The sequence below is a fragment of the Stenotrophomonas sp. GD03654 genome (assembly GCF_029845105.1).
Classification (GTDB): Bacteria; Pseudomonadota; Gammaproteobacteria; order Xanthomonadales; family Xanthomonadaceae; genus Stenotrophomonas; species Stenotrophomonas africana.
The window spans coordinates 1-20440 of record NZ_JAOCLC010000077.1 but is presented as its reverse complement, the minus strand read 5'-3'; the positions used below and the strand labels follow the sequence as shown (position 1 = coordinate 20440).

At 66.8% G+C, this 20440-nt stretch carries 14 protein-coding genes; 9 read left to right on the top strand and 5 right to left on the bottom strand.

The genetic code is table 11. The features are described 5' to 3' along the window. Positions 1–86 precede the first annotated feature (86 nt). The 9 genes from N5J73_RS20875 to N5J73_RS20835 all read left to right on the top strand — a co-directional run bounded on the left by N5J73_RS20875 (position 87) and on the right by N5J73_RS20835 (position 11998). Positions 87–743, top strand: coding sequence for a glutathione S-transferase family protein (locus N5J73_RS20875; protein WP_029380098.1), 657 nt, complete (start codon positions 87–89; stop codon positions 741–743). 77 nt (positions 744–820) lie between these two features. Continuing rightward, positions 821–3100, top strand: coding sequence for a thiamine pyrophosphate-dependent enzyme (locus N5J73_RS20870; protein WP_049449185.1), 2280 nt, complete (start codon positions 821–823; stop codon positions 3098–3100). Positions 3101–3103: 3 nt separating this feature from the next. Then, positions 3104–5047 carry an asparagine synthase (glutamine-hydrolyzing) gene (asnB, locus tag N5J73_RS20865; RefSeq protein WP_049449183.1) on the top strand — a complete coding sequence of 648 codons (1944 nt, stop codon included), beginning with the start codon at positions 3104–3106 and terminating at the stop codon, positions 5045–5047. A 66-nt stretch (positions 5048–5113) separates the two neighbouring features. Further along, positions 5114–5674, top strand: coding sequence for an NAD(P)H-dependent oxidoreductase (locus tag N5J73_RS20860; RefSeq protein WP_049449181.1), 561 nt, complete (start codon positions 5114–5116; stop codon positions 5672–5674). Positions 5675–5886: 212 nt separating this feature from the next. Then, complete coding sequence (locus N5J73_RS20855; RefSeq protein ID WP_010486827.1) at positions 5887–7317, top strand: replicative DNA helicase; 1431 nt, start codon at positions 5887–5889, stop codon at positions 7315–7317. Between the two features lie 173 nt (positions 7318–7490). Further along, positions 7491–9734: a TonB-dependent receptor gene (locus tag N5J73_RS20850; protein ID WP_049449179.1), complete on the top strand. Its 2244-nt coding sequence runs from the start codon at positions 7491–7493 to the stop codon at positions 9732–9734. Continuing rightward, positions 9734–11326, top strand: coding sequence for an alkaline phosphatase D family protein (locus tag N5J73_RS20845; protein ID WP_049449177.1), 1593 nt, complete (start codon positions 9734–9736; stop codon positions 11324–11326). Before N5J73_RS20850 ends, N5J73_RS20845 begins: the two co-directional genes overlap by 1 nt. Before the next feature lie 214 nt (positions 11327–11540). Then, on the top strand, positions 11541–11753 hold the full coding sequence (locus N5J73_RS20840; RefSeq protein ID WP_005410275.1) for a hypothetical protein: 213 nt from the start codon (positions 11541–11543) through the stop codon (positions 11751–11753). A gap of 5 nt (positions 11754–11758) precedes the next feature. Further along, positions 11759–11998 (top strand): hypothetical protein, encoded by a 240-nt coding sequence (locus tag N5J73_RS20835; RefSeq protein ID WP_170935779.1) that lies wholly within the window; start codon positions 11759–11761, stop codon positions 11996–11998. A 115-nt stretch (positions 11999–12113) separates the two neighbouring features. Here N5J73_RS20835 and lpdA read toward each other — a convergent pair whose 3' ends face one another. The 5 genes from lpdA to N5J73_RS20810 all read right to left on the bottom strand — a co-directional run bounded on the left by lpdA (position 12114) and on the right by N5J73_RS20810 (position 20192). Continuing rightward, positions 12114–13550, bottom strand: coding sequence for a dihydrolipoyl dehydrogenase (gene lpdA / locus N5J73_RS20830; protein WP_010486837.1), 1437 nt, complete (start codon positions 13548–13550; stop codon positions 12114–12116). A 63-nt stretch (positions 13551–13613) separates the two neighbouring features. Further along, positions 13614–14813 (bottom strand): dihydrolipoyllysine-residue succinyltransferase, encoded by a 1200-nt coding sequence (gene sucB / locus N5J73_RS20825; RefSeq protein ID WP_049449173.1) that lies wholly within the window; start codon positions 14811–14813, stop codon positions 13614–13616. Between the two features lie 40 nt (positions 14814–14853). Then, positions 14854–17685, bottom strand: coding sequence for a 2-oxoglutarate dehydrogenase E1 component (locus tag N5J73_RS20820; protein WP_049449170.1), 2832 nt, complete (start codon positions 17683–17685; stop codon positions 14854–14856). A gap of 186 nt (positions 17686–17871) precedes the next feature. After that, on the bottom strand, positions 17872–18768 hold the full coding sequence (locus N5J73_RS20815; RefSeq protein WP_049449168.1) for a GNAT family N-acetyltransferase: 897 nt from the start codon (positions 18766–18768) through the stop codon (positions 17872–17874). 8 nt (positions 18769–18776) lie between these two features. Continuing rightward, positions 18777–20192, bottom strand: a complete 1416-nt coding sequence (locus tag N5J73_RS20810) for a cupin domain-containing protein (protein ID WP_049449165.1) — start codon at positions 20190–20192, stop codon at positions 18777–18779. Positions 20193–20440: the final 248 nt, after the last annotated feature.

Sequence of the window (20440 nt, the reverse complement as noted above, 5' to 3'; positions counted from 1 at the left end):
CCATGCTGCACCCGCGCTTGGCATTCACAGACGCGCTTGCCAGACTGCACGCAGCCGGCCGCCGGCCGGATGTGATGGAGCAGGCAATGGTGGAAGAGCGCGTCCCGCTGACGGTGCATGGCATGTCGGTCTCGGGCAATTGCCACAAGGTCCGCCTGCTGCTGGAGCAGCTCGGCAGCCGTTACCGCTGGGTGGAGGTGGACAGTGCCCACGGCCAGACCCATACCCCCGAATTCCTGGCGCTCAACCCGAATGCCAAGGTGCCGCTGATCGTCCGCGACGATGGCCGCGTGCTGACCGAATCCAACGCGATCCTGTTCTGGCTGGCCGAAGGCACGCCGTACCTGCCCACCGATGGCTGGGAGCGCGCGCAGGCGTTGAGCTGGATGTTCTTCGAGCAGTACACGCACGAGCCGTGCGTGGCAGTGGCGCGCTTCATCCGCGGCTGGACCGCACCCGATTCGCCGCGCCGCGCCGAACTGCCGCGCCTGCATGAACGCGCCGCCACCGCGCTGGCGGTGATGGAGCAGCACCTGCGACAGGCGCAGTGGTTCACCGGCAGCGGATACGGCATTGCCGATATCGCCCTGTTTGCCTATACCGATGTGGCGGGCGAGGGCGGCATCAGCCTGGAGCCGTTCCCGGAAGTTCGCGCCTGGCTGCAGCGCGTGCGTGAGCAGCCGCGCTTCCTGCCGATGCCGGCAGTGACCGCCGAAGTGCGCTCGCGTTTCGAGGCCGCGTGACTCTCACCAGGGTGACCCCCACAGGGTAGCGCCGGGCCATGCCCGGCGGAATGCAACAACGACACGGAGGGTGTTCGATGTTCGCTGTGGTTCCAGATCCGATTCCCGCACGCATGCGCGCGCTCAACCGCGCCGAGGTATGCGACGTCAACTTCCTCGATGCGGTGCGTGGCTGGCGCGGCACCCCGCGACCGCGCCCGGCACCGGACGCGCCGATCCTGCCGGGCAGCACGCTCACCGCCGCTGCTTTCGGTGAACTGTTCGAGTCGCAGCTGGCCAGCCGCCAGCTGGACCTGATGGCACGCGTGCTGCGCGTGCAGAACAAGGTCTTCTACACCATCGGTTCCTCCGGCCACGAAGGCAACGCGCTGCTGGCGCGGGCCTGCCGGCATACCGATCCAGCGTTCCTGCACTATCGCTCCGGTGCATTCATGGCCGAGCGTTCGCGCCAGGTGCCGGGCATCGATCCGCTGCGCGATGCCGCACTGTCCTTCGCCGCCAGCGCGGATGATCCGGCCAGTGGTGGCCGCCACAAGGTGTGGGGCAGCAAGCCATTGTGGGTGCTGCCGCAGACCTCGACGATTGCTTCGCACCTGCCGAAGGCGCTGGGCACCGCGCTGGCCATCGAGAGTGGCAAGCGGCTGGGGCAGGTGCTGCCGATTCCCGCCGACAGTATCGTGCTGTGCTCGTTCGGGGATGCCTCGGCCAACCATGCCACCGCGCAGACCGCGTTCAATACCGCGATGTGGTCGGCCTACCAGAAGCTGCCGGCGCCGGTCCTGTTCGTCTGCGAGGACAACGGGCTGGGCATTTCGGTGAAGACGCCGGAAGGCTGGATTGCCGAGCGCTTCAGCCGCCAGCCGGGGCTCGACTATTTCTTCGCCGATGGGCTGGACCTGGCCACCGGGCACGCCCAGGTGCAGGCCGCGGTGGACCACTGCAGGCGCACGCGGCGGCCGACCTTCCTGCATCTGCGTACCACGCGCCTGATGGGCCACGCCGGCACCGACTTTGAAGTGGAATGGCGCGCGCTGCCGGAGCTGTGCGCGGCCGAGGCGCAGGATCCGCTGCTGCGCTCGGCGCAGATCGCGATGGAATCGGGCTGGATGGATGCGGCCGCCATCGAAGTGGCCTACGAAACGATGCGCGCGCGCTGCATGGCGGCGGCTGCCGACGCCGAAGGCCGCCCGACGCTGCAGTCGCTGCAGGAAGTGATGGCGCCGCTGGCGCCGTACACGCCAACGGCGGTGCAGGCCGAAGCGCAGCGTGAGGCACCGACCGAAGTACGCGAAGCCGTATACGGCGGTGCGGACGCGTTGCCGGAGCGGCAGGCACCCCGGCACCTGGCCATCCAGATCAACCACGGCCTGCAGGAGCTGCTGGCCAAGTATCCGCAGAGCCTGCTGTTCGGTGAGGATGTGGCGCAGAAGGGCGGTGTCTACACCGTCACCAAGGATCTGCTGCGCCGCTTCGGCCCACGCCGGGTGTTCAACACCCTGTTGGACGAAACCATGATCCTGGGCATGGCGCAGGGCCTGGCCAACATGGGCATGTTGCCGATTCCGGAGATCCAGTACCTGGCCTACCTGCACAACGCCATCGACCAGCTGCGTGGCGAAGCCTGTTCACTGCAGTTCTTCTCCAACGACCAGTACCGCAACCCGATGCTGGTGCGGGTGGCCGGGCTGGGTTACCAGAAGGGCTTCGGCGGCCACTTCCACAACGATAATTCGATCACGGCGCTGCGCGACATTCCCGGCCTGGTGGTCGGTTGCCCGTCGCGTGGCGACGATGCGGTGATGATGCTGCGCACGCTGGCGGCGCTGGCCCGGGTGGATGGACGTGTGGCGGTGTTCCTGGAGCCGATCGCGCTGTACATGAGCAAGGACCTGCATGAGCCGGGCGATGGCCAGTGGCTGTTCGACTACCCGGCCCAGGGCCAGGCGCTGGTACCGGGCGAGGGGCGGGTCTATGCGCCGGAGGCAGGCGACCTGGTGGTCTACACCTATGGCAACGGCGTGCCGATGGCGCTGCGCGCGGCGCGGGCGATCGAGCAGCAGCTGGGCTGGCAGGTGCGGGTGGTCGACCTGCGCTGGCTGGTGCCACTGGATGCAGGCTTCATCGCCAGCCAGGCGGCCAGTGCACGGCGCGTGTTGGTGCTGGACGAGGGTCGCCACAGTGGCGGGGTGGGCGAGGGCGTGGTGACCGCACTGGTCGAGGCCGGTTTCGGCCATCTGCCGCTGCGCAGGGTCTGCGGTGCCGATACCTATACCCCGCTGGCGGGGGCAGCAATGTTCGGGCTTCCAAGCGACAATGCGGTGATTGGCGCCGCCCTTGAACTGGCGCAGGAACCTTGATGCATGTGTGGATTGGCGGGAATGTTGTTGCCGGCGCCTGTGGCGTCGGCCGAGGTGCTGCAGGCGCAGGTCCTGGCCATGGGCGAGGCGCTGCACCACCGCGGGCCGGATGATGGCGGCAGCTGGGTCGATGCCGGGGCAGGCATCGCGCTGGCGCACCGCCGGCTGAGCATTCTCGACCTGTCGCCGCTGGGCCACCAGCCGATGGCCTCGTCCGATGGTCGCTACGTGATGGCCTACAACGGCGAGGTCTACAACTTCGCCGCCCTGCGTGCCGAACTGGAGCCGCTGGGGCACACCTTCCGTGGCCACTCCGATACCGAGGTGCTGCTGGCAGCGATCCTGCAATGGGGCATCGAGGACACCCTGCAGCGCTGCAACGGCATGTTTGCCATCGCGCTGTGGGACCGCCAGGAGCAGTGCCTGTGGCTGGCCCGTGATCGCGTCGGCAAGAAGCCGCTGTACTACGGCTGGGCCGGTGACACTCTGGTGTTCGGTTCCGAGCTGAAGGCGCTGTGGCAGCACCCGGCCTTCGACAACGACATCGACCGCGATGCACTGACCCTGTTGCTGCGGTTGGACTACATTCCGGCCCCGCACAGCATCCACCAGCGCTGCTACAAGCTGATGCCGGGCCGCGTGCTGCGACTGGATGCCGAAGCCGTAGCGGCGGGTGCATCGGCGCACCGCCCGGAACAGGCGCAGCGCCCCTACTGGGATGCGCGTGCACGCATGCAGGCGGCGTTGGCCGCGCCGTTCCAGGGGCGCATCGAGGAAGCCGAGGAGCAGCTGGACGGGCTGTTGCGGGACGCGGTGGCGCTGCGCATGGTGGCCGACGTGCCGGTGGGCGTGTTCCTGTCAGGTGGCACCGATTCGTCGCTGGTGGCCGCGCTGATGCAGGCACAGAGCGGACAGCCGGTGCACAGCTTCAGTATCGGCTTCACCGGTTCGGGCCACGACGAGGCGCCGTTGGCCAGGGAACTGGCTGCGCATCTGGGCTGTGACCACACCGAACTCTACGTCAGCGGTGCCGATGCATTGGCGGTGGTGCCGCAGTTGCCGGCAATGTTCGACGAACCCTTCGCCGATGCCTCGCAGGTGCCGACCGCACTGGTCGCCCGCCTGGCGCGGCAGGGCGTGACCGTCGCGCTGTCCGGCGATGGTGGCGACGAGCTGTTCTTCGGCTATACCCGCTATGTGCGCGCGCTGCGCAACTGGCAGATGCTGGGCCGTGTGCCGGGGCCGCTGCGGCGCTGGATGGGCGCACGCTCCCAGCAGCAGGGCGAGGCCTCGCGTACCGGCGGCCTGGCCGCGCTGTTGGCCGAGTCCGGCGCGCGTGGCATCGGCGACGTGTACCGCAACCGCATCTCGCGCTGGCGCGACCCGGCGGCGGCAGTGCCCGGGGCGCAGGCCGCGGGCAGCTTCTATGACCTGGCCGACCCGTTGCACGGTGCCGGCACACCGGCCGACGCGATGATGCTGGCCGATTACGTGACCTACCTTCCGGATGACCTGTTGTGCAAGGTCGACCGCACCTCGATGGCGGTCAGCCTGGAAGCACGTGCGCCGCTGCTGGATTCACGCGTGGCCGAGTTCGCCTGGTCGCTGCCGCTGGGCTTCAAGCGCAGTGAAACCACCAGCAAGGTGCTGCTCAAGCGCGTGCTGGGCCGTTATGTGCCGCAGTCGATGGTGCACCGGCCCAAGCGTGGCTTCGGCGCGCCGGTCAGTGACTGGCTGAAGGGAGACCTGCGGCCATGGGCCGAAGACCTGCTGCAGCCGGCGCGGCTGGAGCGGGAGGGCGTGCTGTCGGCGGCTGCGGTACAGCCGCTGTGGCAGCAGTTCCTCGGCGGCCAGCGCAAGTGGCATACCCATCTGTGGAACGTGCTGATGTTCCAGGCCTGGCAGGCACATTGGCGGCAGGTGCGTGCGGGCGTGACGGGCGGCTGATCTTCACCGGTCTGCAAGGGCCCGGCGACTAGGCTGGGTCTCCCGCACCATGAGGAGAATGTCCCGATGTCCGTCCCCACCATCGCCGTGTTCGTCGGCAGCCTGCGCAAGGAGTCCTGCAACCGCAGGCTGGCCCACGCGCTGGAGAAGATCGCCGGCGACCGTGCACGCTTCCAGTACGTGCAGATCGGTGATCTGCCGCTCTACGACCAGGATTTCGATGGCCAGTACCCGCCGCAGGGCACCCGGCTGAAGGATCAGGTGCGCGCCGCCGACGCGGTGCTGTTTGTGACCCCCGAATACAACCGGTCGGTGCCGGGCGTGCTGAAGAACGCCATCGATATCGGCTCGCGTCCGTATGGCGACAGTGCGTTTGCCGGCAAGCCCGCGGCGGTGATCGGCGCCTCCATCGGCCAGATCGGCACCGCCGTGGCCCAGCAGCACCTGCGCAACAGCCTGGCCTTCCTGGACATGCACGTGCTCGGCCAGCCCGAGGCGTTCATTCATTTCAAGGACGGCCTGATCGATGCCGATGGCACGATCCACAACGAAGGCACGCAGAAATTCCTGCAGGGCTATGTGGACCGCTTCCTGGCGCTGATCGCGGTTCACGTCAAGGGCGATTGACGCCAGCGGTTGCCACCCCCATCTGCGATAATGCCCGCTCGGGTGCCGCAACGGCGCCCGTCGCAGGCAGTGCGACGCCCCCACGCCAATCTGGCCAGGCACCGGCGGATATCCCCCGTTTCTCCACGGCTTATCCACAGGCTTGTCCATCGCCGCCGGGGTCGGCGCATGCCTACACTCGTCCGGCCCACTTTTGCAGGAAACACCGCAGCATGTCCGCTCGCCCCGGCTTCCGTTCCAACCGCAGAGAGCGCGGTGATGGCTTCGATCGCGATCGCGACGAGTCGCGCATCGACCAGTTGCGGGTACCGCCACATTCGGTGGAAGCCGAGCAGGCGGTGCTGGGTGGCCTGATGCTGGCCCCGGAGGCCTACGACCGGGTCAACGACCAGCTGACCGAAGGTGATTTCTACCGTCGCGACCATCAGATGATCTATCGCGCGATCCGCGAGCTGTCCGAGCGCGAGCGGCCGTTCGATGCGGTGACCCTGGGCGAGTGGTTCGAATCGCAGGGCAAGATGGAACTGGTGGGCGATGGTGCCTATCTGATCGAGCTGGCCAGTACCACGCCGTCGGCAGCCAACATCGTGGCCTACGCCGAGATCGTGCGTGACAAGGCGGTGCTGCGGCAGCTGATCCAGGTGGGCACCGACATCGTCAACGATGGTTTCCAGCCCGAGGGCCGTGAGAGCAGCGAGCTGCTGGCGTCGGCGGAAAAGAGCGTGTTCGCCATCGCCGAACAGGGCGCACGCGGCCGTACCGATTTCGTGGCGATGCCCGGTGCCCTGAAGGATGCCTTCGAAGAGCTGCGCAGCCGCTTCGAGAACGGCGGCAACATCACCGGCCTGCCGACCGGCTACAACGATTTCGATGCGATGACCTCCGGCCTGCAGCCGACCGACCTGATCATCCTTGCCGCGCGCCCGGCCATGGGCAAGACCACCTTCGCACTGAACATCGCCGAGTACGCGGCGATCAAGTCGAAGAAGGGCGTGGCGGTGTTCTCGATGGAAATGTCGGCATCGCAGCTGGCGATGCGCCTGATTTCCTCCAACGGCCGCATCAACGCGCAGCGCCTGCGTACCGGCCAGCTGGAAGACGAGGACTGGAGCCGCGTCACCAGCGCGATCAAGATGCTGAAGGAAACCAAGATCTTCATCGACGACACGCCCGGCGTGTCGCCGGAAGTGCTGCGTTCCAAGTGCCGCCGGCTCAAGCGCGAGCATGACCTGGGCCTGGTGGTGATCGACTACCTGCAGCTGATGAGCGTGCCGGGCAACAGCGAGAACCGCGCGACCGAAATCTCGGAGATCTCGCGTTCGCTGAAGGGCCTGGCCAAGGAACTGCACGTGCCGGTGATCGCGCTGTCGCAGCTCAACCGCTCGCTGGAAACACGTACCGACAAGCGTCCGGTGATGGCCGACCTTCGCGAATCGGGCGCAATCGAGCAGGACGCGGACATGATCGTCTTCATCTACCGCGATGATTACTACAACAAGGAAAACTCGCCGGACAAGGGCCTGGCCGAGATCATCATCGGCAAGCACCGTGGTGGCCCGACCGGCTCGTGCAAGCTGAAGTTCTTCGGCGAATACACCCGCTTCGACAACCTGGCCCACGATTCGGTCGGTTCATTCGAATAACCGTAGTGCCGGCCGCTGGCCGGCAACCGCCCCACGGCCGGCAAACCATTCAAAACGCCAATCTTCCGTATGTGGCGTGTAAATGACATGTAACGCGACGCTTCTACGATTCCGCCGCTGCTGCCCTTCGACGCCGCCCTTCGGCGTCCAGCGTGCCCGAGGAATCCGCCCCCATGCCGTCCCACGCTCCGCTCCGCCGCAATCTGCTGGCCCTGCTGGTCTGTGCTTCGCTGCCGTCGCTGGCTGTCGCTGAAACCGCCCCCGCCATGGACACACCGTCGGCCACCACGCTCGATTCGATCTCGGTGATCGGCCGCGGCGAAGCCCGCCAGGTGCAGCGCGTGACCGCCGAGGACATGAAGGTGCTGCCGCCGGGTGCCAATCCGCTGAAGCTGCTGGCGACCAAGCCGGGCGTGCATTTCGAATCGGCCGATGCCACCGGCGCCTACGAATGGTCCACCACCATCAGCCTGCGTGGCTTCAACCAGAACCGCCTGGGCTACACCCTTGATGGCATCCCGCTGGGCAACATGGCCTACGGCAACAGCAACGGCCTGCACATCAGCCGCGCGGTGATCAGTGAGAACCTGGGCGGTGCGGAGGTCTCCACCGGCATTGGCGCGCTGGGTACGCCGTCCACCAGCAACCTTGGCGGCGTGTTCCAGTTCTACTCGATCGATCCGTCCACTGAATACGGCGTGGTTCTGGCACAGGGCTTCGGCAGCGACAATGCGCGCCGCAGCTATGCGCGCCTCGACACCGGCGACCACCAGGGCTTTGCGGCCTACCTGTCCGGCGCGTACTCGGAAGGTGACAAGTGGAAGGGCAAGGGCTCGCAGGAGCTGAAGCAGTTCAACGGCAAGGCCACCTACAACTTCGGAACGGACAGCAGGATCACCGCGCTGTTCAACGGCTCGCGCCGCGTCGAGGCCGATTACCAGGACCTGTCGCTGGAGATGATCGATCGCCTCGGCTGGGACTGGGACAACTACGCGCCGGACTGGGAACGCGCGGTTGCCGCGGCACGCGGAAAGTACACGGGTGGCGTCAACAGCCCGTGGGATGCGTACTACTCCGGCCACGGCCTGCGCAATGACGACCTGTCCAGCATCGCCGGCGATTTCGGCCTGAACGATTCGATGCGGTTGAAGGTGAATGTCTACAACCACAGCAACCGCGGCCAGGGTCACTGGTTCAGCCCGTCCAATCCGTCCAACCCGGGCACCAGCCGCGAGATTCCGATCTCGATCCGCACCACCGAGTATGCGATCGACCGCACCGGTGTGACCTCGGCGTTCACCTGGAACGTCGGTGGCCACGAACTGGAAGCCGGCCTCTGGTACGAGGACAACGGCCACAGCGTGCAGCGCAACTTCTACTACATCGACGGCCCGATCACCGACGACTTCTTCCTGCGCAACCCGGATCAGCGCGTGTGGCACCAGCGCTACACCACCATCACCCGCCAGTTCTACGTGCAGGACCGCTTCCGCCTGTTCGATGACCGCCTGACCATCGACATCGGCGCCAAGTCGCCGCACACCCGCACCAGCGTGCGCACGCCGCTGGGCAGCTATGCCAACAACAGCAGCCTGACCTCGAAGAAGGGCCTGCTGCCGCAGGCCGGCTTCAACTTCAAGCTCAACGAAGGCAACGAGATCTTCGGTTCGTTCGCCAAGAACGTGGCCGCGTACGCGCTGGGCGTGGGCAGTCCGTTCAACGTGCCGCAGGCCGCGTTCGATGCCAGCGCGAAGAGCCTGAAGCCGGAACAGTCGCGCACCCTCGAACTGGGCTGGCGCGGCTACGGCCAGGGCTATGAAGCCTCGGTGGCGGTGTATGACGTGAAGTTCGACAACCGCCTGCTGGCCATCGCGCAGTGCGTGGGCATCCTCGGTTGCCCGGCGCTGTTCTCCAACGTCGGTTCGGTGACCAGCCGCGGTGCCGAGGCGACCCTGCAGTTGAAGCCGATGCAGGACCTGACCTGGTCCAATGCGCTGTCGTGGAATGACAGTACCTACGACAACGACTACGTGAACAACGGCGTGGTGCCGACCCGCGGCAAGACGACCGTCGACACACCGGAGTGGATGTTCGCCAGCACCCTGGCCTGGACCCCGGGCCCGTGGGACCTGCGACTGGCCGCCAACCATGTCGGCAAGCGTTACGTGACCTATACCAACGATGTGTCGGTGCCGAGCTACTGGCTGGTCAATGCGTCGGTGGCCTATGACTTCGGCACGCTCGGCCCGGCACAGAACCTGACCGTGGCGCTTAACCTGACCAACCTGACCGACAAGCGTTACCTGTCTTCGATCAACACCAACGGCACCTACGCCGCCGACCCGACCCGCAGCTTGGCGACCATGCAGGTCGGCGCGCCGCGGCAGGTGATGGCCACCGCCACCGTGCACTTCTGATGCGCGGGCCTGTCGATCCGGAAAGCCGTCGTCGCCTGTTGCGCATGGCGTGGCAGGGCGCGGGGGCGGCGATCGCACTGGCGGCGATGCCGGGGCTGGCCACGGCCGGCCCACGGCCGCGGCTGGGGCGTGATCCGTTCACCCTCGGAGTCGCCGCCGGTGATCCGGATCCGCAGGGGGCAGTGTTGTGGACGCGGCTGGCGCCGGACCCGCTCAACGGCGGCGGCATGCCGTCGCGGGCGGTGCCCGTGCGCTGGTTCGTGGCCGAAGACCCCGGCATGCGCCGGCTGGTGCAACGGGGTGTCGCTGCCGCTGTGCCGGAGCTGGCCCATTCGGTACACGTGGAGGTCAACGGCCTGCGTCCCGGCCGCGATTACTATTACCGCTTCGCCTGCGATGGCGATGAGGAAAGCGCGGTCGGCCATTTCCGTACCGCGCCGCTGCTGGACACGCAACTGCAGCAGCTGCGGCTGGCGCTGTGTACCTGCCAGGCCTGGAACAGCGGCTACTACCCGGTGCTGCGCGACATCGCGCAGAGTGACGTCGACCTGGTGCTGCATGCCGGCGACTACCTGTACGAATACAGCCCGCTGCAGAACGCGCGTGGCAGCACGCTGGATGCGGAACGCTTCAGTGGCGAGACCGTCAGCCTGGAGCGCTACCGTGACCAGTACGCGCTGTACAAACTCGATCCCGACCTGCAGGCCGCGCACGCCGCACACGCGTTCGCAGTGATCTGGGACGACCACGAGGTGCAGAACGATTACTCCGGCATCCATCCTGAGAAGCCCGGCGTCTCGGCCGAAGACTTCATCGTGCGGCGCGCGGCTGCCTACCGTGCGTTCTACGAACATCTGCCGATGCGCAGCACGCCTGCTGGCAATGGCGGCCTGCGTGTACACCGGCGGCTGCGCTATGGCGATCTGGCGCAGCTGACGCTGCTGGACTGCCGCCAGTTCCGCCCGGCCAATCCCTGTGGTGTAGGCGAGTCACCGCGCTGCGAAGCGGCCCTGGATCCGCGCAAGAGCATGCTCGGTACGGGCCAGGAGGCGTGGTTCGCGCAGTCGATGGCCGCCGCGCAGGGCACGCGCTGGAACGTGGTGGTGCAGCAGCTGCTGATGGCGCAGCTGCGGCTGGACGGTGGCACGCCACGCGAGCGCTTCTGGAACGATGCCTGGGATGGCTATCCCGCCGCACGCAACCGGCTGCTGCAGGCCTTGCAGGCGGGCGGGCGGGGCAATGCTATCGTGCTCGGCGGTGACTGGCATTCCACTTTCGTCAACGACCTGAAGCTGGATTTCGACGCGGCCCGCGCGCCGATCGTGGCCACCGAATTCATCGCCCCGGCGATCAGCAGTGGCGGCGACGACACACCGTACGGTCCGTACTACGGTCCGTCGATTCCGCAGAATCCGCATATCCGCTACTTCGACGGCGACCGCCGCGGCTGGTGGAAGCTGCAGCTGAACCGGCAGGCCGTGGATGCCGAACTGCGCTTCGCCGACAGCGTGCTGCGCGCGGATGCCGCAGTGCGCACCGCGGCGCGCTTCCAGGTGGCCCATGGCCGCCCGGGCGCGGTGCAGCTCTTGTAGAGCCGAGCCCACGCTCGGCTGCTCTCTGCCTCCGGTGGGCGCGGACCGTTGGTCCGCACATTCCCATGAGCAGCCGAGCGCGGGCTCGGCTCTACAACAGCGCTGGATCGGTTTCATCGCCCCCAGCCCGGTTTCGTCGCAAACCGTTTGCCGGCGGTGGGGCGGGGCGCCAAGGTGTCCGCAGGCGGCAGGGTGCCGCCACAAGGAGACCGTGATGAAGACCCTGTTCGCGCTCGGTGTGTGGTGCCTGCTGTTCGTGCTGTGCTGGCCGCTGGCGATCCTCGCCCTGATCGCCTGGCCGTTCGTGTGGCTGCTGAGCCTGCCGTTCCGTCTGGTCGGCATCACCTTCTCGGCGCTGTTTGCCTTCCTGCGTGCGCTGTTCATGCTGCCGGCACGGTTGCTCGGCGGCGGGCCGGTTGCCGCATGAGGGTCATGCTGTTGACCGCTCTGGCACTGATCGCTGCGCCCGTCGTGGCTTCACCTCCAGCACCGCCATCGGTGTGGCTGGAGCGCCAGCAGACCGCTGCGGCTGACGAGGCGAATGCTGCAGCGGTTTCTGTGCCGAAAGCCAAGGAGCGCTGCAAGGTGGTGAAGGAATGGAAGATTGGTGAGGCCGTAGTGCAACACCGCATCTGCGACGATCCGCCGAAGAAGCCGGCTGCCAAGGTGTAGAGCCGAGCGTGGGCTTGGCTCTAAACGAAAATGGGCAACAAAAAACCCCGCCGAGGCGGGGTTTTTCGTTTACAGGCGCGTGCCGACCAGCGGTCGGCACCTACCCGGATGCCGATCAGTTCGCCTTGTGGATGGCGCGCTTGCTGACTGCCATTGCCGCGTCGTGGATCACTTCCGACAGCGACGGGTGGGCGTGGCAGATGCGGGCCAGGTCATCGGCCGAGCCACTGAACTCCATGGTCAGCACGCCTTCGTGCACCAGTTCGGAGACGTTGGCGCCGACCAGGTGCATGCCGAGGATGCGATCGGTTTCGGCATGGGCCAGGATCTTCACGAAGCCTGCCGGTTCAATCATCGCCACGGCACGGCCGTTGGCGGCGAACGGGAAGCTGCCGGCCTTGTACGGAATGCCTTCGGCCTTAAGCTGGGCTTCGGTCTTGCCGACCCATGCCAGTTCCGGCTCGGTGTAGATGACCCACGGAATGGTGTCGAAGTTGACGTGGCCCGGCAGGCCGGCGATCAGCTCAGCCACCGCGATGCCTTCCTCGAAGCCCTTGTGCGCCAGCATCGGGCCGCGCACGCAGTCGCCGACCGCCCACACGCCATTGACGCCGGTGTGGCAGTGCGCGTCGACTTCGATCTGGCCACGCTCGTTGATCTTGACGCCGGTGCCTTCCGCCAGCAGGCCCTTGGTGGCGGCGCGACGGCCGACGGCCACCAGCAGCTTGTCCACGGTCAGGGTCTTTTCGCCTTCGCTGTCGGTGTAGGTGACAACGACTTCCTTCTTCTTGCCCTTGCCGGTGATCTCGGTCTTGGAGACCTTGGCACCGAGACGGATGTCCAGGCCCTGCTTCTTGAATTCCTTGGCAGCGGTCTTGGCCACTTCGGCGTCGGCCACGGCCAGGAACTCCGGCAGTGCTTCCAGGATGGTGACTTCAGCGCCCAGGCGCTTCCACACGCTGCCCAGTTCCAGGCCGATCACGCCGGCGCCGATCACCGCCAGGCGGTTCGGCACTTCGGTGAAGTCCAGGCCGCCGACGTTGTCGACGATGGTCTCGCCGTCGAACTTGGCGAACGGCAGTTCGATCGAGTCCGAACCGGCCGCAATGATGACGTTGGTACCCTTCAGCTCGACGATGGAACCGTCATGCTGGGTGACCTTGACCACGTTGCCCGGCTGCAGTTCGCCGAAGCCGTAGTAGGCGGCGACCTTGTTGGCCTTGAACAGCATGCCGATGCCGCCGGTGAACTGCTTGACGATCTTGTCCTTGCGGCCAATCATCGCCTCGACGTCGATCTTGGCATCCTTGAAGCTGATGCCGTGGTCGCCAAAGATGTGGCCCATGTTCCAGAACTGGCGCGAGGAATCCAGCAGCGCCTTGGACGGGATGCAGCCCACGCGCAGGCAGGTGCCGCCGAGGGCCGGCTTGCCGTCCTTGCCCAGCGCTGCGTCGATGCAGGCGGTCTTCAGGCCCAGCTGGGCCGCGCGGATGGCAGCGTGGTAACCGGCCGGGCCGGCACCGATGACGACGACGTCGAATTGTTCAGCCATTGAATTATTCCTTGATGCATTACCAGAACCCCTCCGCGCAGGCGCGGAGGGGCGGGAGGTTTCTTACAGGCCGAACAGCATGCGGCCCGGGTTTTCCAGCTGGTTCTTGATGTCCACCAGGAACTGCACCGAGTCCTTGCCGTCGATGATGCGGTGGTCGTACGACAGCGCCAGGTACATCATCGGCGCGATCACGACCTGGCCGTTCTGGGCGATCGGACGCTCCTTGATGGCGTGCATGCCCAGGATGGCGCTCTGCGGCGGGTTGATGATCGGGGTCGACAGCAGCGAACCGAAGGTGCCGCCGTTGGTCACGGTGAAGGTACCGCCCTGCAGTTCTTCCAGGCTCAGCTTGCCGTCACGGGCCTTCTTGGCGTAGTCGGCGATGGTCTTCTCGATGTCGGCGAACGACATGCGCTCGACGTTGCGCAGCACCGGCGTGACCAGGCCCTTCTCGGTCGAGACGGCGATCGAGATGTCCGAGTAGCCGTGGTAGATGATGTCGTCGCCGTCGATCGAGGCGTTGACCAGCGGGAAGCGCTGCAGCGCGTTGGCAGCGGCCTTCACGAAGAAGCTCATGAAGCCCAGCTTGATGCCGTGTGCCTTGACGAACTCGTCCTGCAGCTCCTTGCGCGCAGCCGAGACCTTGGACAGGTCGACTTCGTTGAAGGTGGTCAGCATGGCGGTGGAGTTCTTCGACTCCATCAGGCGCTCGGCGATGCGCTTGCGGATGCGGGTCATCGGCACGCGTTCTTCCGGACGTGCGCCACCGGCCTTGCCGGCGCCGCCGTTGCGGGCGAAGTTGACGATGTCTTCCTTGGTCACTGCGCCGCGACGGCCGGTGCCGTCGACGTCGGCCGGGTTCACGCCTTCGGTGATGGCGGTGAAGCGGGCGCCCGGCGGCAGGGTGTCGGCGGCCGACTTGGCAGCCGGAGCCGGAGCGGCGGCAGCGGCCGGAGCAGCGGCGGCCGGTGCGGCTTCAGCCTTCTTCTCTTCAGCGGCCGGGGCCGGGGCAGCAGCCACGGCGCCTTCTTCGATGATCGCCACGACCTGGCTGGAGGTCACGGTATCGCCTTCCTTGAACTTGATCTCCTTGAGCACGCCGTCGACCGGCGACGGCACTTCCAGGACGACCTTGTCGGTTTCCAGGTCAAGCAGGTTTTCGTCGCGCTTGACGGCGTCGCCCACCTTCTTGTGCCAGGTGGCGATGGTGCCGTCGGCGACGGATTCGGGCAGTACCGGGGCTTTGACTTCGGTGGCCATTGCGGGAGCTTCCTGGTTTGTCTTCTAAATAGGGGGAGGATTATTCAGCGAACGTGTCGTTGAACGGGTTGACCAGTGCGTCGGCGACCAGCTGCTGCTGTTCGCGGACGTGGTCAGCCATGTGACCGGCAGCCGGCGAAGCCGAGCGTGCGCGACCGGCGTAGTGCAGGTTCTGGCCATCGGCCAGGCAGAACTGCAGGTGGTGGCGGATCTGGTACCACGCCCCCTGGTTCTGCGGTTCTTCCTGCGTCCACACCACGTCGGTGGCCTTGCCGTACTTCTTCAGTTCGGCAGCCAGCAGCGCACGCGGGAACGGGTACAGCTGCTCCACGCGGATGATCGCCACGTCGTCCTGGCCACGCTTGGTCTGGTCTTCCAGCAGGTCGTAGTAGACCTTGCCCGAGCACAGCACCACGCGCTTGACCTTCTTGGCGTCCGCATTGGCGTCGCCGATCAGGTGCTGGAACTCGCCGTTGGCCAGCTCGTCCAGGGTCGACACGGCCAGCTTGTGGCGCAGCAGCGACTTCGGCGACATCACCACCAGCGGCTTGCGGGTGGTCAGGTGCTGCTGGCGACGCAGCATGTGGAAGGCCTGCGCCGGGGTCGACGGCACCACCACCAGCATGTTCTCCAGCGCGCACAGCTGCAGGAAGCGCTCCAGGCGCGCCGAGCTGTGTTCCGGGCCTTGCCCTTCATAGCCATGCGGCAGCAGCAGGGTCAGGCCGGAGATGCGGCCCCACTTGGCTTCGCCGGCGGCGATGAACTGGTCGATGACGACCTGGGCACCGTTGGCGAAGTCGCCGAACTGGCCTTCCCAGATGCACAGCGTGTTCGGATCGGTGGTGGAGAAGCCGTACTCATAGGCCATCACCGCTTCTTCGCTCAGCAGCGAATCGATGACGGTGGCCTTCTCCGGCGAATCCACCAGCTGCCGCAGCGGCATGTAGTAGTTGTCGGTCTTCTGGTCGTGCAGGATCGCGTGGCGGTGGGTGAACGTACCGCGGCCCACGTCCTGGCCGACCAGGCGCAGTGCATTGCCTTCGTCGAGCAGGGTGGCGTAGGCCAGGTTCTCGGCAAAGCCCCAGTCGCCCGGGATCTCGCCGGCGGCCATCTTGCGGCGGTCGTCGTAGACCTTGGCCACGCGCGAGTGCAGCTGCACTTCTTCCGGGATGGTGTTGATCAGCTTGGCCAGCTCGACCAGCCTGTTCTTCTCGACCTTGGTCGAGACCGGGTCGGACAGCTTGCCTTCCAGCAGCTTCGGCCAATCGACGAACAGCGGGCTGGTCGGCGGAGTCTTCTCGACCTTGGCCAGCTCGGTGGTCACTTCACCGGCGTCCAGCTTCTCGCGGTAGGCATCGACCATCGCCTTGCCGGCACCGGCGGCAATCACGCCCGCCTTTTCCAGCTGCTCGGCGTACATTTCGCGGGTGGTGGCATGCTTGCGGATCACCTGGTACATCAGCGGCTGGGTGATCGCCGGCTCGTCGGCCTCGTTGTGGCCCCAACGGCGGTAGCACATCAGGTCGATGACCACGTCCTTGGCGAACTTCTGGCGGAACTCGAAGGCCAGCTGCGCGGCGAACACCACCGCTTCCGGATCATCGCCGTTCACGTGCAGCACCGGGGCGGCGATCATCTTCGCCACGTCGGTGGCATAGCGCGTGGAACGCGTATCCAGCGGGTTGGAGGTGGTGAAGCCGACCTGGTTGTTGACCACGATGTGCACGGTGCCGCCGACGGCAAAGCCGCGGGCCTGCGACATCTGGAACAGTTCCATGACCACGCCCTGGCCGGAGAAGGCCGCGTCGCCGTGGATCAGGATGGGCATGACCTGCTTGCGTGCGGTGTCCTTGCGGCGCTCCTGGCGCGAACGCACGGAACCGGCCACGACCGGGTCGGCGATTTCCAGGTGCGACGGGTTGAACGCCAGCGCCAGGTGCACCGGGCCGCCCTCGGTGGCGACGTCGGCGGAGAAGCCCATGTGGTACTTCACGTCACCGGCCGAGGCGTGTTCGTCGTGCTCGAACTTGCCTTCGAACTCGTCGAACAGCTTGCGCGGGTTCTTGCCCAGGGTGTTGACCAGCACGTTCAGGCGGCCGCGATGGGCCATGCCGATCACCACGTCCTTGACGCCATCCTTGCCGGCGCTGCGGATGATGGTGTCCATCATCGGGATCAGCGAGTCGCCGCCTTCCAGCGAGAAGCGCTTCTGGCCGACGTACTTGGTGTGCAGGTAGCGCTCCAGGCCTTCGGCCGCGGTCAGGCGCTCCAGGGTGCGACGCTGGGTGTCAGCGTCCAGCTGGTAGTTGCCACCGGCCGCTTCCAGCTTCTTGTAGATCCACTGGCGCTGTTCGACCTCGGAGATGTGCATGAACTCCGCACCGATCGAGCCGGTGTAGGTCGCCTTCAGGCGCGCCAGCAGGTCGCGCAGCTTCATGCGCGGCTGGCCGCCGACGCCGCCGGTGCTGAACTCGCTGTTGAGGTCGGCATCGGACAGGCTGTGGAACGGCAGGCCCAGGTCCGGGGTGTTGACCGGTGCGGCCAGGCCCAGCGGATCGAGGCGGGCGTCCAGGTGGCCGCGCGAACGGTAGGCGGTGATCAGACGACCGACATTGCGCTCGCGCTCGTCGCCTGCACCGTTACCGGTACCGGCCTTCAGCGCATCCTTGGCCGCGTCCGCAATGTGGGAGATGACGGCCGAGTGCGGAATGTCACCTGCTTCACGGCCCTTGAAGCCGTCGAAGTAGGTTTTCCATTTGGGATCGACACTATCCGGGGAGACCAGGTACTGCTCGTACAGGTCCTCGACATAGGAGGCGTTGCCGCCGGCGAGTTGCGAAGATTGCGCAAACTGCTTCAGTTGATTGTCCACGATGGAGGGTGTTGATTCGCTTTGTGGGGTATGGCTTCAGAAGGACCCGGCACGAAGATGAATAGCCATGCACGGGCGCGTTCAAACAGCCAAATTGTACCCCCAACCGGACACGAAGGGGCACCACCAGAGGCATCGCGCGTCCCCCGGTGCCGCTTCCAGACAGGTTGGCGCGGTGGCCCGCGCTCAGATGCCGAGCGCGCGCAGTTCGCTGCAATCGCGCGAACGGTCCCAGACACGCTGCAATTGCTGCTCGAACGGCTGCGAACGTGCCGGCAGCGCGATGCCGGCCTCGCCGTCGAGGCGATGCCCGATCAGACGAAAGTAGAAGTCGCCCGCATCGTTGAGCAGGCAGGCCGAGGCCAACGCACGGTCGACCGGGTCGGTGACCTCGCGGAACTGGATCACGCTTGGCAGGCGCTGGGCCAACGCCAGCAGCGGTGCCCTGGCAGAGGCAACGGCAGCCGCATCGTGCACGATCACCCGCAGCTGCTTGTCGTGGCGGGCGGTGACGAAGCGGCGCAGGGCGGCCTGCACCGGCGGTGTGTCAAGCAGGCCGGGGTCCAGCTGGCGGCTGTGCAGCCACAGCTGGCGGCGGGCGCGGTGGATGATGGCGGTGGTGATCGCCACCGCCTCGGCGCGGCCGTCGATGGCGCCGGCCGCGCCCAGCCGGCGACGCATCTGCTGGTGGCCGATGCCGGCCTCCTCGAACACCTCGCCCTCGGGCAGGAAGCCCTGGCGGGCATAGAAGTCACGGGCGGGCAGCTGGGCGTGCAGGTGCAGTTCGGCCAGGCCGAGGCGGCGCCCGGCCTCGACCAGTGCCTCCAGCAGGGCCTCGCCGACCCCCTGGCTGCGATGGCTGGCCAGCACCGCCATGCGGCCGATGCGGCCGTCCGGGGCCAGTCGGCCGGTGCCGACCGGCTGGTTGTCACTGTCCAGCGCCAGCACATGGGCACTGACCGGGTCCAGCGCATCGCGTTCCAGCTCGGCGGCGATGCCCTGTTCCTGCACGAACACGCGTTGGCGCACGTCGTGGATGGCGACGTGGGCGTCGGCGTGGCTGATCTGCTGGACCCGGATCATGGCAAGGCTCAGGCGCGACCGTCGTCGCTGTCGTCTTCGTCGTGATCCTCGAAGTTGACGATGACCTCGATGCCGTCGTCGTGCACGGTCACGGAGTGGACATCGTCGGACACCGCATCGGCGTCGATCGCATCCACGCGGTCACGGCCTTCGACGACTTCGCCGAGCACCACGGCGTCCTCGCCGTCATCCTCGTCTTCGGCGTCATACAGTTCGCTGGGGTCGATCAGCTGGAACACACCGCCGACCAGCAGCTGCTGGACCACCGTGCGGCCCTTGTCGGACAGGCCGCGATAGGCGGTGGCATCGAGCTGTTCGGCGCCGGCCAGACGCTGGGCGTCCTTCACCGGCAGCGAGAAGTCCTGGCCGCTGACGTACAGGCTGGCGCCGCGCTTGGCCCGGCGCCAGGCCAGGCGTGCCCACGGGTGGCGCTGCAGCAGCAGGCCCGAGGCCAGGGCCTGGACCACTTCCTCCGGGGCCGGCGCGGCCTGGTGGGCCATCACTTCGCCCGCTGCACGGTAGGTAGTGATGAAACGGCCGAACCAGTCGCCCAGCTTGTCCGGGTCGTTCATGCGGATGGCGTTGAGCGCGGTGATCACGCGTGCCATCGCCACCGTGTCGATCTCGTTCGGATCGGCCGGCACCTTCAGGTCGGCATCCTGGTAGCGGATGTTCTCGTCGGCATCGGCAATCAGAGTGTCCAGGTAATCGCTGATCAACTCGGCCGAGGACGGCGCGCGCATGCCGAACGAGAAGGTCAGGCACGGATCTTCGGCCACGCCGTGGTGCGGCACGTTCGGCGGCAGGTACAGCATGTCGCCCGGCGCCAGCACCCAGTCGTGGGTCGGCTTGAACACCTTCAGCAGCTTCAGCTCCACGTCCGGGCGGAAGCCCAGCGGCGGCTGCTTGCCCTTGATCGATTCGCTGGCATCGATCTGCCAGCGGCGGTGGCCGTGGGCCTGCAGCAGGAACACGTCGTACTGGTCGACATGGGCGCCGACCGAGCCGCCGGTAGCGGCGAAGCTGATCATCACATCATCCATGCGCCAGCGCGGCAGGAAGCTGAAGTGCTCGATCAGGGCGCGCACATCCGGGTCCCACTTGTCCACGTCCTGCACCAGCAGGGTCCAGTCGTGGTCGGGCAGGGCGGGGAACACGTCTTCCTGGAACGGGCCGGTACGTACGCGCCAGCCATCCTGGGTCTTGTCGTGCTCGATCAGGCGTGCCAGCACGCCTTCCTCGCAGGCCAGCCCGGCCAGGTCTTCCGGCTGCACCGGGGTCTGGAAGTTGGGGAAGGCGTTGCGGATCAGCAGCGGGCGCTTCTGCCAGAAGTCGCGCAGGAAGGTGGCCGGTGCCATGCCCAGCGGCTGGCCGGGACGGGCGGTGACTTCGATCAGGGGGGCGGAGGACTTGCGGGCGGCCATGGGGGAATCCTTGCAGCGGAAAGCGGGAGGGGCGGCGCGGCGGGCCGCCAAGGTCTCCATTGTCCGCCGTTCGCCGGGATTGCGCACGTGCGCGGGTTTGTCGCGGGGTGTCCGGCCAACGGCGGAGCCCCTCGTGGCGACCCCTTGGTAGGGTCGACTGTTAGTCGACCGGCTTCATGGGCTGGGCCGGGCGGATGGGCTGCGCGGGGGACGCTGCAAGTACGTCCATGTAAGCTCGATCGCCGCTT